Annotated in this window: 19 protein-coding genes; 10 read left to right on the plus strand and 9 right to left on the minus strand. The window is 64.6% G+C overall.

Annotated elements, in window-relative coordinates; all coding sequences use genetic code 11:
• Positions 1-162: 162 nt before the first annotated feature.
• On the minus strand, positions 163-561 hold the full coding sequence (locus tag FNJ47_RS22265; RefSeq protein ID WP_163156902.1) for a RidA family protein: 399 nt from the start codon (positions 559-561) through the stop codon (positions 163-165).
• Positions 562-705: 144 nt separating this feature from the next.
• On the opposite strand from FNJ47_RS22265, the gene FNJ47_RS22270 reads away from it, so the two are divergent.
• The gene (locus FNJ47_RS22270; protein WP_163156904.1) at positions 706-1,584 is read left to right on the plus strand and encodes a DMT family transporter; all 879 of its coding nucleotides are present in this window, start codon (positions 706-708) and stop codon (positions 1,582-1,584) included.
• An 88-nt stretch (positions 1,585-1,672) separates the two neighbouring features.
• On the opposite strand, the gene FNJ47_RS22275 is transcribed toward FNJ47_RS22270, so the two are convergent.
• Entirely contained in the window at positions 1,673-1,912 is a 240-nt protein-coding gene (locus FNJ47_RS22275; protein ID WP_163156906.1) for a BrnA antitoxin family protein, read from the minus strand.
• 18 nt (positions 1,913-1,930) lie between these two features.
• On the minus strand, positions 1,931-2,905 hold the full coding sequence (gene cysK / locus FNJ47_RS22280; RefSeq protein ID WP_163156908.1) for a cysteine synthase A: 975 nt from the start codon (positions 2,903-2,905) through the stop codon (positions 1,931-1,933).
• A gap of 228 nt (positions 2,906-3,133) precedes the next feature.
• Here cysK and FNJ47_RS22285 point away from each other — a divergent pair, with 228 nt between their 5' ends.
• Positions 3,134-3,355 (plus strand): hypothetical protein, encoded by a 222-nt coding sequence (locus FNJ47_RS22285; protein WP_163156910.1) that lies wholly within the window; start codon positions 3,134-3,136, stop codon positions 3,353-3,355.
• A 10-nt stretch (positions 3,356-3,365) separates the two neighbouring features.
• Here FNJ47_RS22285 and tgt read toward each other — a convergent pair whose 3' ends face one another.
• Complete coding sequence (gene tgt, locus FNJ47_RS22290) at positions 3,366-4,499, minus strand: tRNA guanosine(34) transglycosylase Tgt (RefSeq protein WP_163156912.1); 1,134 nt, start codon at positions 4,497-4,499, stop codon at positions 3,366-3,368.
• A gap of 208 nt (positions 4,500-4,707) precedes the next feature.
• Here tgt and FNJ47_RS22295 point away from each other — a divergent pair, with 208 nt between their 5' ends.
• The 6 genes from FNJ47_RS22295 to FNJ47_RS22320 all read left to right on the plus strand — a co-directional run bounded on the left by FNJ47_RS22295 (position 4,708) and on the right by FNJ47_RS22320 (position 10,329).
• Positions 4,708-5,886: a patatin-like phospholipase family protein gene (locus FNJ47_RS22295; RefSeq protein WP_163156914.1), complete on the plus strand. Its 1,179-nt coding sequence runs from the start codon at positions 4,708-4,710 to the stop codon at positions 5,884-5,886.
• Positions 5,887-5,982: 96 nt separating this feature from the next.
• Positions 5,983-6,744, plus strand: coding sequence for a TetR/AcrR family transcriptional regulator (locus tag FNJ47_RS22300; RefSeq protein ID WP_163156916.1), 762 nt, complete (start codon positions 5,983-5,985; stop codon positions 6,742-6,744).
• 335 nt (positions 6,745-7,079) lie between these two features.
• A complete protein-coding gene (locus FNJ47_RS22305) occupies positions 7,080-7,652 on the plus strand; it encodes a PepSY domain-containing protein (protein WP_347341699.1) in 573 nt (190 codons plus the stop codon).
• Between the two features lie 301 nt (positions 7,653-7,953).
• On the plus strand, positions 7,954-8,991 hold the full coding sequence (locus tag FNJ47_RS22310; RefSeq protein WP_163156920.1) for an aspartate-semialdehyde dehydrogenase: 1,038 nt from the start codon (positions 7,954-7,956) through the stop codon (positions 8,989-8,991).
• A gap of 179 nt (positions 8,992-9,170) precedes the next feature.
• Positions 9,171-9,782, plus strand: coding sequence for a glutathione S-transferase family protein (locus FNJ47_RS53955; RefSeq protein ID WP_347341700.1), 612 nt, complete (start codon positions 9,171-9,173; stop codon positions 9,780-9,782).
• Between the two features lie 34 nt (positions 9,783-9,816).
• The gene (locus tag FNJ47_RS22320; protein WP_163156922.1) at positions 9,817-10,329 is read left to right on the plus strand and encodes a GNAT family N-acetyltransferase; all 513 of its coding nucleotides are present in this window, start codon (positions 9,817-9,819) and stop codon (positions 10,327-10,329) included.
• 3 nt (positions 10,330-10,332) lie between these two features.
• Here the strand turns inward: FNJ47_RS22320 and queA are convergent, their stop codons facing one another.
• From queA to coaD, 5 genes are all read right to left on the minus strand, one after another.
• Positions 10,333-11,409, minus strand: a complete 1,077-nt coding sequence (queA, locus tag FNJ47_RS22325; protein WP_163156924.1) for a tRNA preQ1(34) S-adenosylmethionine ribosyltransferase-isomerase QueA — start codon at positions 11,407-11,409, stop codon at positions 10,333-10,335.
• A 73-nt stretch (positions 11,410-11,482) separates the two neighbouring features.
• On the minus strand, positions 11,483-11,947 hold the full coding sequence (locus tag FNJ47_RS22330; RefSeq protein WP_163156926.1) for a peptidylprolyl isomerase: 465 nt from the start codon (positions 11,945-11,947) through the stop codon (positions 11,483-11,485).
• On the minus strand, positions 11,923-12,363 hold the full coding sequence (locus tag FNJ47_RS22335; protein WP_163156928.1) for a TonB C-terminal domain-containing protein: 441 nt from the start codon (positions 12,361-12,363) through the stop codon (positions 11,923-11,925). Before FNJ47_RS22335 ends, FNJ47_RS22330 begins: the two co-directional genes overlap by 25 nt.
• A 5-nt stretch (positions 12,364-12,368) precedes the next feature.
• Positions 12,369-12,932 carry a peptidylprolyl isomerase gene (locus FNJ47_RS22340; RefSeq protein ID WP_163156930.1) on the minus strand — a complete coding sequence of 188 codons (564 nt, stop codon included), beginning with the start codon at positions 12,930-12,932 and terminating at the stop codon, positions 12,369-12,371.
• A gap of 48 nt (positions 12,933-12,980) precedes the next feature.
• Positions 12,981-13,478 carry a pantetheine-phosphate adenylyltransferase gene (gene coaD, locus FNJ47_RS22345; RefSeq protein WP_050630580.1) on the minus strand — a complete coding sequence of 166 codons (498 nt, stop codon included), beginning with the start codon at positions 13,476-13,478 and terminating at the stop codon, positions 12,981-12,983.
• A 267-nt stretch (positions 13,479-13,745) separates the two neighbouring features.
• On the opposite strand from coaD, the gene FNJ47_RS22350 reads away from it, so the two are divergent.
• The gene (locus FNJ47_RS22350; RefSeq protein WP_163156932.1) at positions 13,746-14,003 is read left to right on the plus strand and encodes a hypothetical protein; all 258 of its coding nucleotides are present in this window, start codon (positions 13,746-13,748) and stop codon (positions 14,001-14,003) included.
• 203 nt (positions 14,004-14,206) lie between these two features.
• Positions 14,207-15,749: KUP/HAK/KT family potassium transporter (locus FNJ47_RS22355; protein ID WP_163156936.1), on the plus strand; the 1,543-nt coding region annotated here is incomplete at its 3' end.

Consider the following 15,749-nt stretch of genomic DNA (forward strand, 5'->3'; position numbering starts at 1 on the left):
TCAACAGCGCCTGCTCCTTGTTGACCGCAAAGTCATGCACGCCTTTTTCCGTGGTCATGGAGATCACCATGATATCCGGCTGTTGCTCCGGCCAGCCGGTCGCGAACCCCGTGAGGAGCTCGGGCGCCTTACGCATGTTGCTCTTGTTCATGTCTGAATGTCCTATGCTGCGGGCACGAACGCCGTGACCTCGATCTCGACCTTGGCGCGCTGATCGACCAGCCCGTCGATATAGAGCAGCGTCGACGGCGGGAAATTGCGCCCGAGCGTCTCCTTCCACGCCGCGCCGATGCCGGCACCCGCGGCCTCGTATTCACTGCGGCTGGTCAGGTACCAGGTCAGGCGGACGATATGCTCGGGACCGGCGCCGGCTTCGTTCAACAGCTTGATGATGCGCTTCAGCGCCGTCCCGACCTGCGCCGCCATCTCGGGCGCGTACTCGCCCTTCTCGTCGCCGCCGGTCTGTCCTGCAAGCACGATCCACTTGCCGGGTGCCTCGAAGGCGACACCGTGCGAGAAGCCGCGGGGTTTCGACCACTCGGCCGGTTGCAAGACGCGCATGAGCAGATCCTCCTGATGTGATTTTTCCCGACCTGCTTAGCATCGATCACGCACCCTGCGCATCACCGCATCGGCAGATTTGCGCGTTGCAAATTCATGGCAGCTCGCCGATACCGGGCACCCCTCCTCACCTCGTTACCCAGCATGGATCGCACGCCCTCAAAAACCCGCGCAGCGCTGTGGATGTCCGGCTGGCTCGCGCTGATGCTGATCGTGGCGGTGGCCGGCCGCGAGGCCACGCGCGAGGTCAACGTCTTCCAGCTGATGGCCGTTCGCGGCGTGCTCGGCTTCATGATGCTCTATCCGCTGATCCATATGAACGGCGGATTTGCGATCGTGAAGACCGCGCGGGTGCACGTCCACATCGCGCGCAACCTGATCCATTTCTGCGCGCAGCTCGGCTGGTTCTATGCACTGACGTTGATTCCGATCGGCCAGGTGGTTGCGATCGAATTCACGATGCCGATCTGGACCGCGATCCTTGCCGCGAGCTTCCTCGGCGAACGGATGACCTCCTGGAAGATCGTTGCGATCGTGCTTGGCCTGGTCGGCGTGCTGGTGATCGTGCGGCCCGCGACCGGCGCGATCAATCCGGGCCAGCTGATCGCGCTCGCCGCGGCCGTCGGCTTCGGCGTCTCGGTCGCCGTTGTCAAATCGCTGACCCGAACCGAGCAGACGCTGACGATCATGTTCTGGATGCTGGTGGTGCAGTCGCTCGCAAGCATCGGGCCCGCGCTCTACGTCTGGACCTGGCCGCCGCTCTCGACCTGGGGCTGGCTCGCCGTGATCGCGTTCTGCGGCACCTTCTCGCACTACTGCATGGCGCGCGCCCTGCTTCACGCCGACGCGACCGTGGTGATCCCGATGGATTTCATCCGGGTCCCGCTGACGGCGATCGCCGGATGGCTGATCTATGCCGAACGGCTCGACGCCTACACCGTGCTCGGCGCGGCGATGATCCTGGCCGGCAACCTGCTGAACCTGAAACCAGCAAGCGCAAAGGCACCGGCGCGCGCAAGGTGACGCGCACGGCGCGCCAAGGCCAACGCCATTACGCGCGTGACGGCAACGAGCCCGGGGATCATCCCCGGCCCCCCTGGTCCCGGAAGCGCTACTTGCCGGCGGCCTTGCGCAGCGCCGCGTTGATGCGGTCCTGCCAGCCCGGACCGCCCGCCTGGAAATGCTCCAGCACGTCCTGATCGATCCGCAGCGTCACCTGCTCGCGGACCCCTGGGACCGCCGTCGTCTTCGGCACCGCGTCTGCGACCTTGGTGGTGGCGCGCTTGAACGCCGCCTCGGCTTCGCTGCGGGCATCGTTCAGGGTTCGCGGTCGCCTCGGCTGATCGGCCATATCTTGGATTCCTGTGCCTCAAATTCCTTCAAACAACGCAGTTGAGAGATAGCGCTCCGAGAATGACGGCACAATCGCCAGGATGGTCTTACCCGCAGCTTCCGGTCGCTTGCCGATCTGCATGGCGGCTGCGATCGCGGCACCCGACGAGATACCGCCGGGAATTCCCTCGTTGCGCGCCAGCGCGCGCGAGGTCTCGATCGCGGTCGCGCTGTTGACCTTGACGATCTCGTCGATCACGGAGCGGTCGAGGATGTCAGGAATGAAGCCCGCGCCGATGCCCTGGATCTTGTGCGGCGTGTGCTGACCGCCCGACAGCACCGGGCTCTCTTCCGGCTCCACCGCGACAATGCGCAGCGACGGCTTGCGCGGCTTCAGCACCTGACCGACGCCGGTGATGGTGCCGCCGGTACCGACGCCGGCGACGAAATAGTCGATGTTGCCGCCGGTGTCGTTCCAGATTTCCTCGGCAGTGGTGCGGCGATGGATTTCGGGATTGGCGAGGTTCTTGAACTGCTGCGGCATCACAGCGTTGGGTGTCGTACGCACCAGCTCTTCCGCAGTCGCGATCGAGCCCTTCATGCCCTGCGCGGCCGGCGTCAACACGATCTCGGCGCCGAGGAAGGCCAGCATCCGCCGCCGCTCGATCGACATCGATTCCGGCATCACGAGCTTGAGCCGGTAACCGCGCGACGCTGCGACATAGGCGAGCGCAATCCCGGTATTGCCCGAGGTCGGTTCGATCAGCACGGTGTCGGCGTTGATGATGCCGGCCTTCTCCATCGCCACGATCATCGCGGCACCGATGCGGTCCTTCACGCTGGCGGCCGGATTGAAGTATTCCAGTTTGGCGAGGATCGTCGCGTTGACGCCGTTGGCTTGCGGCAATCTGCGCAGCCGCACGATCGGCGTGGAGCCAATCGCATCGACGATGGAGTCAAAGACGCGGCCGCGTCCGGGTTGCACTGCACTCGTTGTCGACGGCGCGTCCATCAAGCGGCTCCTGTTGCAGGATGTGCTGAAAATATAGGTCTTCTCTCATTAGAAGCAGCGCGTCATGACGCGCAAGTGAGAAACCGCTGCGGCACAAATTCGTTGCATTGCAAAATAGGAACCTACGCAAATAACGTAAAACCTACGCATTTGTGTTGCGACAAGGTCAAACAAGTGCGTCTATATACTTTCGTCAGGTGCAGCTCAGAACGCAAAGGGAGGCGCACAATGCCAGCACTTGCTGAAGTTCGGTCGACCGTCGCGTCCAGGCCCGATCCCCGCGGCAGCCATTTGCCGACCTGTCCAGTGTGTGCGGACTCCATGGTGGCGGCCGAAGCGTCCGCGTACCTTTTCGACAATCTGATCAGCTACCTCTGGACCTGCGACACCTGCGGTTACGGGTTCGTGACCAAGCACTCGGTGAAACCGATCCCGATCGTGTGCAACTGATCACGTAAGCTCACCTTGGAGCGATGTCACCGCGCGCCCATCCGGCGCGCGTTTTCGTTCTGAAATCCTCGAACGTGCCGTTTGCCACCGCATCACGGATGCCCTGCATCAGCTCCTGGTAATAGGCGACGTTGATTTCGGACAGCAGCATTGCCCCAAGTGTTTCGCCGGCACGTACGAGATGATGCAGATAGGCGCGCGCGTAGCTGCGTGCCGCCGGCCACGGGCTCTCCTCATCGAGCGGACGCGGATCGTCGATGTGCCGGGCGTTGCGCAGGTTGATCTGCCCGAATCTGGTGAACGCCATGCCGTGGCGTCCGTTCCGTGTCGGCATCACACAGTCGAACATGTCGACGCCGCGTGCCACCGCCTCCAGAATGTCCTCCGGCGTGCCGACGCCCATCAGGTAGCGCGGCCGATCGGACGGCAGCGCCGGCGCGGTCTCCTCGATCATCGACAACATCACCGCCTGCGGCTCGCCGACCGCGAGCCCGCCGATCGCGTAGCCGTGAAAGCCAATCCCGGTCAGCCCGTGCGCGCTGGCGTGCCGGAGATCCGGCACATCGCCGCCCTGCACGATGCCGAACAGCATGTAGCCGTCCGGCGCCGCCTCGAAGGCGCGCTTGGAGCGTTCGGCCCAGCGCAGCGAGAGCTGCATCGCGCGCTCGATGTCGGCGCGCTCCGCCGGCAGCCGAACGCATTCGTCCATCTGCATCGCGATGTCGGAGCCGAGCAGCCGCTGCACCTCGATCGAGCGCTCCGGCGACAGCTCGACCTTGGCGCCGTCGATATGCGAGCGGAAGGTCACGGCCTTCTCGGTCACCTTGCGCAGCTCCGAGAGCGACATCACCTGGAAGCCGCCGGAATCCGTCAGCATCGGGCCGCCCCATCCGGTGAAGCGCTGCAAGCCGCCAAGTGCCGCAATCCGCTCGGCGCCCGGCCGCAGCATCAAATGATAGGTGTTGCCGAGCACGATATCGGCGCCGGCATCGCGTACCTCGCGCCAATGCATGCCCTTCATGGCACCCGCGGTGCCGACCGGCATGAAAGCGGGCGTCCGCACGACGCCATGCGGCGTGGTCAGGCGTCCGGTACGGGCGGCGCCGCTTGTTGCCAGCAGCTCGAAATGATTGGGAACGGTCATGCGGCTGCTTATTGCGTGTCGCAGGTGCCCGATCAACCCGTCGGATAACGCCTCTCGCGCGACTTCGTGAACGCGACCGGCCGGGCCGACGCTTGCCCTGGAATCCCACTTCGGCTAAACAAAACGAAACCGTATCGTTTTGTGTCGAGAATAAGGCGGCAGTCCTCGCCGCCGCGGCTGCAATCCGGGCAAAACCTGACTGACCGAGATGTTCTCCCCCTCCAGCGCCCGGTCTGACGGCGTCCGCCATCGCATCACAGCCGCCCGCGTGATCCGGCAAATCACCCTGCTGTGCGGCCTCGCCTTCGCGCTGGGAGCCTGCAGCTCGCTGCCGCGGACGCCTTACACGGCCGCCGACGCCTCCAGTTCGCGGGTGCTCGATCTCGACGGCCTGCGCCGCTATGCCGACGAGCCGGCGTCCAAATTCAAACTCGAGAAGAGCGACCTCGCCCCGATCAAGACCTATCTCGCCCTCTCCGGCGGCGGCGCCGATGGCGCCTACGGCGTGGGTGTGCTCAACGGCTGGACCGCAGCCGGCAACCGTCCGAGCTTTTCGGTCGTCTCCGGCGTCAGCACCGGCGGACTGATTGCGCCCTTTGCATTCCTTGGCTCGCGTTACGACGACACGCTGAAGGAGGTCTACACATCCGGCATCGCGGAAAGCCTGCTGCAGGACCCGAGCCTGATGCGGGTGCTGTTCGGCTCCGGCCTGTTCGGCAACAAGCGGCTGCGCGAACTGGTGGCGCGCTATGTCGGTCAGGACGTCCTGAGCGAGGTGGCGCGCGAGAACGCCAAGGGCCGCAAGCTCCTGATCGTCACCACCGATCTCGACATCCAGCGCACGGTGATCTGGGACATGGGACGGATCGCCACGGTCGGAACGCCCGAGGCGTTGCAGCTGTTTCGCGACGTGATGGCCGCGTCCGCCAGCATCCCGCTGGTGTTTCCGCCGATCATGATCGACGCCGAGGGCCAGGGCCGGCGCTTCCAGGAGATGCATGTCGACGGCGGCGTCACCGCGCCGGTGCTGACGCTGCCGGACGCACTGATGTTCCGCGAGCGAGCTTGGCCGGCCAGCGGCCGCATGGACATCTACATCCTCGTCAACAAGAAGCTCGAAGGAAACTTCCAGCTGGTGTCGAACTCGACGATCGACGTCGCCTCGCGCAGCATTTCGGCGATCACGCAGGCGCAGACCCGCTCCGTGATCCTGTCGACCTATGATTTCGCCCGGCGTAACCGGCTGGGCTTCCATCTGTCCTACATCGAACGTGATTATCCGGCGCCGGAAACCCAGGGCTTCGATACCGCCTACATGCGCGCGCTCTACCAGTACGGCTACCAGAAGGCCGCCGCGGGACAGGCCTGGACCGCGACGCCGCCCTGAGCGGCCCGCCCCGGGTACCGCCGATTGGACGAATCCGCACCGCGCGGGTTATAGACCGGAGCGACCCGTCCGAACGCACAACGAGATGAATGGGCAATGGGATTGACGGCAGCCAAGGCCAAGGCGGCTAAACAGCCGGCCAAGCGCGGCGTGATCAAGTCACGCGGCGGCCGGCCGACCCGGGACGCTGCGATCGAGCGCGACCAGCGGCTGATCGAGGTCGCCACCCGCCTGTTCCTCGAGCGCGGCTTCGACGCGACGTCGATCGACGCGGTGGCCGAGGCCGCCCGCGTCAGCAAGCCCACGGTCTATGGGCAGTATGGCGACAAGCGCGGCCTGTTCGCCGCGGTGCTCCGGCGCGAAATTGCCCGCTGGCTGGCCCCGCTCGCCGCCGCGGCGGCCGAAATGCACGGCGACGGCAGCGGCGACGGCCTGGTCGAGGAGCGGCTGATCGATCTGGGACGCCAGTTGCTGGTGCTGAATTGCAGCGCGGACTCCATCGCCTTCAGCCGGATCCTGACCGCGCAGGCAATCAATTTCCCCGAAGTGGCCAAGCTTGCCGTCGACGAGGGGTGGTCGAAAGCCGTGTCCACGACGGCGGATTTCTTCGATCATCTGGTCGACAAGGGCGCCCTCGATCTCGAGGACACCACGATCGCAGCCGAGACCTTCCTCAACATGGTGGTCGGTCATACGCACCGGATGGCGACGTTCGGGATTCCGATCGACATGAAGGCCGCCGAGACGCGGATGGAAGTGTCGATCCGGCTGTTCCTGGCTGGCGCGGTCGGGCCGCGGGACCGGCTGCGCGACGCGGCCAAAGAGACCACCAAGGGCCGCCGCCGGCCGGCCCGCTGACAGTTCGATAGGATCGTTTCAGTACCTTACACGTTGCCGTGATGAGCCTTGAAGGAAACAGAACGAAACCGTATTGTTTAGTTGCAAAGAGACGCCGGACCCGGATCAGCCCCCCAAGGGTTTTGTGTCGCCTTGTAAACTTCGATCGTCACGACGGAGCAGCCGCCATCGCTTCGTCTGAACGTTCGGCGGCCGACCTCTGACAAACTGGGGGTCGGCCGCATTTTCTCGGCCCGCCCGGCCGCTCAATGGCGCGGGAGCGCGTGCACAAGTTCGATACAGGTTCGACGATGAAGACAGGACGATTGCGCGCATCGAGGCATTGGTCATTGGGAATCTGGCTGCTTGCAGCCGCGCTGCTGGCCCTGCCCTTCGCTGCGCCGGCCCGTGCGATCACGAGCTCGGCTGCCGCGGCGCTCACCCCGCAGGACGGTGACAGCGCGCTCGACGTGCATGCGGTTCGCCGCGAGCTCGACAGCTTCCAGGCCGCGCAGATCTCGCTGCGCAAGGCGATGGCGATCGCGGAGGCGCTGCACACGGGTTCGATCACCGCCGACATCAGCTTCGACGGCGCAACGGAGCCCGCCGTCTACCGGGTCAAGACCATGCAGCAGAACCGTATCTGGCGCCACGCCATCGACGCCGCGACCGGTGAGGTGGTCGGTGGCGAGGCCGCCTCGCCGCTGGCATCCCTCGACGCCGAAGACCGCGACAACCTCGCCGTGCTCAGGGCGCTCCGACATCGCCTTGCCGATGCGGTGCGCGTCGCCGAGCACACGACCTCGGGAAAGGCGATCAGCGGCGGCCTGACGCGCGAGCGCGGCAAGCTCAATTTCGTCATCGTCGTGCTCGCCGGCAGCGATCTGAAAGAGGTGATCCTCGAGCCGCCCGGCCCGCGCAGGCGCTGAGGCCCGCACGGACGTTGCCAAATTTTCCTTGGCCAGGTTTTCGCCCAAAAGCCGTTGACGGACGCCGATCTGTCCCGCATAAGTCGCAACCATGATCACCGCGACCAAACGCACCACCAAAACCACCAAGCCCTCTGGGGCCTCGGGAGGCGTGCGCGCGTAGTCGGTCGAACCGCATCATCTCTACCCGAAGCCCCGCCTGATGAAGGTCCGGGGCTTTTTTATTGCCTGCAACACAACAGCATGATCCGGAAAAGTGGGAACCGGTTTTCCGATCAGATCATGCTCAACCGAGACTCGAATGGAGGACACAGTGAGTAACGATCCCGTCGTCGCGATTGTCGGCGTCACCGGTGCAGTCGGCGCCGAATTGATCGCCACCATGGACAAGCGCGGCTTCCGCGTCGGCAAGCTGAAGGCGCTGGCGAGCGCCCGCTCGGCCGGCAAGACCGTCACCTTCCGCGGCAAGCCAGTCGTGATCGAAGAGCTGAGCGAGCGCGCCTTCGAGGGCGTCGACATCGCGCTGTTCTCGGCCGGCAGCGGCATCTCCAAGAAGTTCGCACCGGTTGCGGTCAGGTCCGGCGCCGTCGTGGTCGACAACTCCTCGGCGTTCCGCATGGACCCGAACGTGCCGCTGGTGATCCCCGAGATCAACGCCAGGCGCATCCGCGACCACAAGGGCATCATCGCCAATCCGAACTGTGCCGCGATCACCGCGCTGGTGCCGCTGTGGCCGATCCACCAGAAGAACCGCATCAAGCGCGTGATCATCTCGACCTACCAGGCCGCGAGCGGCGCCGGCGCGGCGGCGATGGAGGAGCTCGTCGAATCCACCCGCGCCAATCTCAATGGACAGGTCTACACCCCGAAGGTGATGCCGCACCCCTACGCCTTCAACCTGTTCAACCACAACACGGCTGTTGATCCGGAGACCGGCTACAACGACGAGGAGACCAAGGTCATCAAGGAGACCCACAAGATCTTCGAGGACGAGAAGATCGCGGTCGGCGTCACCTGCGTGCGGGTGCCGGTGCTGCGCGCGCATTGCGAGGCGATCACCTTCGAATGCGAGAAGCCGATCACCGAGGACCAGGTGCGCGCGATCATGGCGCAGGCGCCGGGCGTCAAGATCGTCGACGATCGCGTCAAGAACTACTTCCCGATGCCGATCGACGCCTCCGGCCAGGACGACGTGCTGGTCGGCCGCATCCGCAAGGATCTCAGCGATCCCTCGGGGCATTCGATCTCGATGTTCGTCGCCGCCGATCAGCTGCTCAAGGGCGCCGCGCTGAACGCGGTGCAGATCGCCGAGCTGCTGCCCGAGCGCGCGATGGCGTGAGCGGCTCGCCCGGTTCGTAGGGTGGGTTGGACGAAGCCGTGACCCACCCCAGCCAGTGCAGAGCGGTGGTGGGTTGCGCTTCGCTGCTAACCCAGCCCCAGCCTTCATCCAACTTGACTTGGCTGAGCAGAACAATCCGCGCGGAGGATCGTCGATGATGAAGCTCTATTCCCGGCTTCATCAGCACGGTTCCGCATATATTGCTGGAAGAGATTGGGGCACCCTATCAGCTGGTTTTTGTAAACCTGAGCGGAGGCGCTCATAAGCGGCCCGATTATCTGCGGCTCAATCCAAACGGCCTCATTCCTGTTCTCGTGCAGGATGATTTGGTCATATACGAGTCGGCCGCCATCTGCCTTCACCTGATCGACACGCACCCGACCTGCAACCTCGCTCCGGTCGTTGGCAGCAGCGAGCGCGCCCTCTTCTATCAGCGGCTGATGTGGTTTGCCTGCACGCTGCAACCAGCGCTGTCGATGTATCTCCATCCCAACAAATCGACGAACGAACCGGCGATGTTTCCCGAGTTGCGGGTACGCGCCGAAGAGAAAGTGAACACTCTATTCGAGCTCCTCGACGCCACGCTCGAAGGCAGCGGTGGCCCATGGTTGACGGGAAACACATACTCCGCAGCGGATGCTTATGCGTTCACGCTATGTCGATGGTCGCGCGGAATGGCGCGCCCCGGAGCGAGCTGGCCGCATATCGGTCCCTATCTACACCGAATTCTGGCGCGACCGGCCGTGCAACGCGCGCTGCAGCAGGAGCATTTGGCTGAACCCTGGATTTGATGACAGTTTCACGTCTGACGGAGCCCTTGGCGACATGCATTCCTCGCCCGAACAATTTGAGATCCGCGACCTGCACGGTCATTCCAAGTGCGAAGACCTCCTCGACCTGAACAACGCGAGCGCCCGCGAGACCTCCCTGCTTGCGGCCGCGCGTTTCGAGCAATTGATCGATGCCTCATCGATCGCACTGTTCGTCCCGCCAAGCGCCGCTTTGCTGTTGGCGTTCGAGCATTGCGACGACTACGACGGCACCCATTTCGGCTGGTTTCGCGGCCAGATGAAGCGGTTTCTCTACATCGACCGAATCATCGTCGGCGCAGCATGGCGGCGGCATGGGCTGGCGCGCATGCTCTATCGCGAGGTGTTTCGGCTGGCTGCGCGTCGCAGTCTTGATTGCGTCGTCTGCGAGGTCAATGTCGAGCCGCCGAACCCGATATCGGACGCGTTCCATCGCTCACTTGGCTTCGCGGAAGTCGGCCGGGCCACGATCAACGGCGGTGCCAAGACGGTGCGGTATCTCTGCGCGAAGCTTGAGCCTCGCACGTGAACTTTAACCGGCTGCCCGAAACAGCAGGCAGGCATCGCCGTACGAATAGAACCGGTAGCCGTCCCTGATCGCGTGCGCGTAGGCGGCCTGCATGGTCTCGAGGCCCGAGAAGGCCGAGACCAGCATGAACAGCGTCGAACGCGGCAGGTGGAAATTCGTCAGCAGAATATCGACCGCGCGGAAACGATAGCCGGGCGTGATGAAGATCGAGGTTTCGGCCGCAAACGGCTGGATGGCGCCATCGGCATTGGCGGCACTCTCCAGCAGCCGCAGCGACGTGGTGCCGATCGCGATGATCCGGCCGCCTTTTGCGCGCGCAGCATTCAATGCGTTAGCGGTCTCGCTGGTGATGCAGCCCCATTCGGCGTGCATCTTGTGCTCGGAGGTCTCGTCGACCTTCACCGGGAGGAACGTTCCTGCCCCGACATGCAGCGTCAACCGATGCAGCTCGACGCCGCGGCTCTTCAGCGTCGCCTCCAGCGCCGGCGTGAAATGCAGTCCGGCCGTCGGCGCTGCGACCGCGCCTTCATTGACGGCAAACATAGTCTGGTAGTCGCTGACGTCCTGGTCGTCGGGCGTGCGCTTGGAGGCGATGTAGGGCGGCAACGGCGTGGCGCCGACATCGGCGATCGCCTGGTCGAGCACCGGACCGTGGAACGAGAATGACAGCGTCACCTCGCCCTCCTGTCCTTTTGCCTCGACCTGCGCATCGAGATTGCCGAGCAGGCAGACCTTGCCTTCGTTGCCGAAGCGGATGGTGTCGCCGGGCGCGAGCTTCTTCGCCGGCTTCACCAGCGCCTGCCAGCGCGAACCGTCGAGCCGCTTAATCAAGGTCGCCTCGATCTTCGGCTCGGTCTCGCGCCCGATGCGGCGACCTTTGAGCTGAGCTGCGATCACCTTGGTATCATTGACGACGATCTGATCGCCCGGCTCCAGCCAATGCGGCAGGTCGCCAATAGTGGCGTCGCGCAGCACGCCGTCGGGATGCACCACCAGCATCCGCGCGGAATCGCGCGGGCTCGTGGGCCGAAGCGCGATGCTTTCGGGCGGCAGTTCGAAGTCGAAGAGATCGGTGCGCACGGCGCGATGACCACAACGTTGTCAGTCCGGGGTCATCGCTTTCGCGACGCCCCCGAATGACGGAGTGTTCGACTTACGCCGCGTCGGCGGCCATGCGCGCCTTGACGATCTTGTCCGGGTTCTGCACCGGCTCGCCGCGCTTGATCTTGTCGACGTTCTCCATGCCCTCGGTGACCTTGCCCCAGACCGTGTACTGGCCGTTGAGGAAGGAGGCGTCGTCGAAGCAGATGAAGAACTGGCTGTCGCCGGAATCCGGATTGGCGGCGCGGGCCATCGAGGCGGTGCCGCGGACATGCGGCTCCTTGTTGAACTCGGCATTCAGCTTCTTGCCGGAGCCGCCCATGCCGGTGCCCTGCGGGCAGCCGGTCTGCGCCATGAAGCCGTCGATCACGCGATGGAACACGATGCCGTCGTAAAAGCCTTCACGGACCAGCTCCTTGATCCGCGCGACGTGGCCGGGCGCGAGATCCGGGCGCATCTCGATCGTGACCGGACCCTGGGTGGTTTCGAGGATCAAAGTATTTTCGGTAGCAGCCATGCTCGCTTCTCCTGGCTTCGGGGTGGATACTTCTTATTCCTGAACGGGATCGCGAATGGGCGGCCAGCCACTGCGCCGCCCAGGCTCTCGGTAAATGGCATCGGCGTGCAGCGTTGCAACGCCTCCATCACCGCGACCCGGTATGCGATCCGGTCATTGTCGGTCGCCTCCTGCGATTCATAGCTGATCCTGGGATGCCCAAGGATCGCGCCCTCACGGTTGAAGCTGACAATGACGGTAATGTCGATCGGTCCGGCCTTGTCCGCCGGCGGCGGCCGCCAGCAGCGATGGATGGCAAGAACAACGTCCCTGATCGTATTGAGTTGCTCCGGCGGCTCGGCCCGCGCCGGCACGGCCAGCGCAAGGCAGATCAGCGGCGCGGCGAACCAGGCAAGCGGTTTGCTGCGCGCCGCCATCCAGATCACTTGATGTCGGATGCGACCTGCACCTTCACCATCTTGTCGGGATCGGAGACGGTGCCGCCCGGCGAGCCCGCAGACGCCTTCTTCAGCTTGTCGACCACATCCATGCCCGACACCACCTCGCCGATCACGGTGTACTGGCCGTTGAGGCTCGATCCGTCGGCGAACATGATGAAGAACTGCGAATTGGCGCTGTCGACGCTGTCGCCGCGCCGGGCCATGCCGACGATGCCGCGCTTGAACGGGACCTGCGAGAATTCCTGCTTCAGGTTCGGATATTTCGAGCCGCCGGTGCCGTTGAAGTTCTGGCCGTCGCCGGTCTGCGCCATGAAGCCATCCATCACGCGATGGAACGGCACGTTGTTGTAGAAGCCCTCGCGCGCCAGCTGCTTGATGCGCTCGGCGTGCTGGGGCGCGATGTCGGTGCGCAGCTTGATGACGATGCGGCCCTTGGTGGTGTCGATCACGATCGCATTGGCCTTGTCGAGACTGGCAGGCAGCGGCTGCGCCACCGCGGGCACGACGCAGAGCAGCGCGGCGACGAATGCAAGAATGCGGACCATGGAAACTCCGGATCTCTGTAACGTTCGGGATGTGGCAGGCCGCCGGTATCAGCCGGCGAACTTGGCCTTCAGGCTAGCGGCGACTGATGACGGCACGAATGCAGAGAAGTCGCCGCCCATCTGGGCGATTTGGCGCACCAGTGTGGCGGTGATCGGGCGAACCGCGACCGACGCCGGAACGAACACGGTATGCACTTCGGGCGCCATGGCCTCGTTCATGCCGGCGAGCTGCATCTCATAGTCGAGATCGGTGCCGTCGCGCAGGCCGCGAATCATCAGCGTGGCCTTGGCCGCACGGGCTGCGGCAACCGTGAGATTGTCATAGGTCGCGCTCTCGAAGGCGCAGCCCGCCTTCTGGGCGATGGGCCCGAACACCTCGTGGACCATGGCCAGCCGCTCCTCGGTGGAGAACAGCGGCTTCTTGCCGGGATGGACGCCGATGGCGACGATCAGGCGGTCGCAGAGGAAGACGGCCTGTCTCACCACGTCCAGATGGCCGTTGGTGACGGGATCGAAGGAGCCGGGATAGATCGCGATACGGGACATGGTCCCTCCTAACCCGCCCGGCTCTCCCCGGCAAGCCGCCCAGGTTCCCGCGATCGCGCGAAATAAATTCCTCCTGGTCCAGTGAACGAGTTCTGGGATGCCAGCGTCTACGAGGGTGAATGTTTCGTCGGCCGTTGGCGGACGAAACAAAACCTGCCCGCGACGAAACCATTTCCTGGGTTGGCGAAGACACCAGGAAACTTGCGGCCGGTAGACGTTGGACAACGAAACGACGGGCCCGGGGGGCCCGATCACATGGGGACCGTCATGATCAAGGCACTTTCCGCTATCGCCGTTGCCGCGTTCATTGCCGCCGCGCTCACCGTGCTGCCGGGCTTTGCGCCGCAGGTCGAAGCTTCCACCCCGCAGCCCCTGGCCAAGGCGGACCGTCTCGACATCCACTCGGTCGGCAAGGACTGCTCACAGCAGGCCTGGCCGAATTTCGAAGCGTCCTGCCTGCGCAGCGCCGGCAACAAGACGGCGGTCCGCGAAGCTCGCCTCGTCACTGCCGACCGCACGCCGTAGAACAATTTTCCAACCAAGCTGGATCCCGGTCTGCGCGAACAGAGCGCACTGATGCAATCGTTCAGCTTGGCGTAAGGCCAGACTGTCACGCAAATCCCATGGTAATTTGCGACGTCCCGTCGCAGACTATCGTCTAAGGTGCCCGCCCGGATGACCCGGAGGGCGCAAGCCATCGGGGGATTGCCGTGACCACTACACCCGCCATCGCTTCTTCTGGCCATCCTCCCAGCAGTCCGCTCCCCGTCGCAGTCACGCTCGGTGCCTTGGGTGTCGTCTATGGCGACATCGGCACCAGCCCCCTCTACGCCCTGAAGGAAGCCGCCAAGGCCGCCGCCCATGGTGGCGCGCTGACACAAAGTGCCGTGCTCGGCACGGTCTCGCTGATCCTGTGGGCGCTGATCCTCATCATTTCAGTCAAATACGCCATGCTGATCCTGCGCGCGGACAACCGCGGCGAAGGCGGTATCGTCGCCCTGCTCGCGCTGCTCTCGGCGCGCAATGCCGCGCCCGGCACCTGGCGCTCCCATCTGCTGGTGGTCGGCCTGATCGGCGCCGCCCTGCTCTACGGCGACGGCGCGATCACACCGGCGATTTCAGTGCTGTCGGCGATCGAAGGCCTCAAGGTCGACGCGCCCTCGCTGACGCCGGCGGTGGTGCCGCTCACCGTCATCATCCTGATCGGCCTGTTCTTCATGCAGAAGCAGGGCACTGGCTTCATCGGCAAGATCTTCGGCCCGGTGATGCTGTTCTGGTTCGGCGTGCTTGCCGCGCTCGGCATTCACGGCATCGTCAAGGCGCCCGGCGTGCTGGTCGCGCTGAGCCCGTTCTATGCGTTCGATTTCCTGATCCACCAGGACTTTCACGTCAGCTTCGCCATCCTCGGCGCCGCCTTCCTCGCGGTCACCGGCGGCGAGGCAATGTACGCCGACATGGGACATTTCGGTCGTTTTCCGATCCGGCTCGCCTGGTTTGCCGTCTGCCTTCCCGCGCTGGTGCTGAACTATTTCGGCCAGGCCGGCGAGCTCATCAACAACCCGAACTCGATCGACAACCCGTTCTTCCAGCTTGCACCCGACTGGGCGCATTACCCGCTCGTCCTGCTCGCGACCGTTGCCACCGTGATCGCTTCGCAGGCCATCATCTCCGGCGTGTTCTCGCTGACCCAACAATCGATCCAGCTCGGCTTCCTGCCGCGCATGCACATCGAGCACACCACGAGCGACGCGATCGGGCAGATCTACGTGCCGCTGGTGAACTGGCTGCTCGCGGCGGCAACGCTCGGTGCCGTGCTGGCGTTCGGCACCTCGGACGCACTCGCCGGCGCCTACGGCATCGCCGTGTCGCTGTTGATGGCGATCACCACGCTGCTCGCCGCGCTGGTCGCGATCCAGTGGGGCTATCCGCCGATCGTCGTGATCGCGGTGAACGGCTTCTTCTTCATCATCGACGCGATCTTCTTCGCGGCGAACACTGAGAAGCTGTTCGAAGGCGGCTGGTTCCCGCTGCTGCTCGCGGCCGCGGTGGCGTTCCTCATGATGACCTGGCGCGGCGGCGTGAAGCTGGTCGAAAAGGCGCGCGGCAAGCTGCGCCAGCCGGAAGAGGATCTGATCGAGACCGCGGTCAACAAGTGCAGCGCGCGCCTGCCCGGCACCGCCGTGTTCCTGGCCTCAGCCCCCAACGGGGTGCCGCTCGCGCTGACCCAGTTCGTCAAGCACAATCACGTGCTGCATCAGCGCGTGCTGCTGG

It is taken from the genome of Bradyrhizobium uaiense (assembly GCF_010811875.1).
In the GTDB taxonomy this organism is placed as follows: domain Bacteria; phylum Pseudomonadota; class Alphaproteobacteria; order Rhizobiales; family Xanthobacteraceae; genus Bradyrhizobium; species Bradyrhizobium uaiense.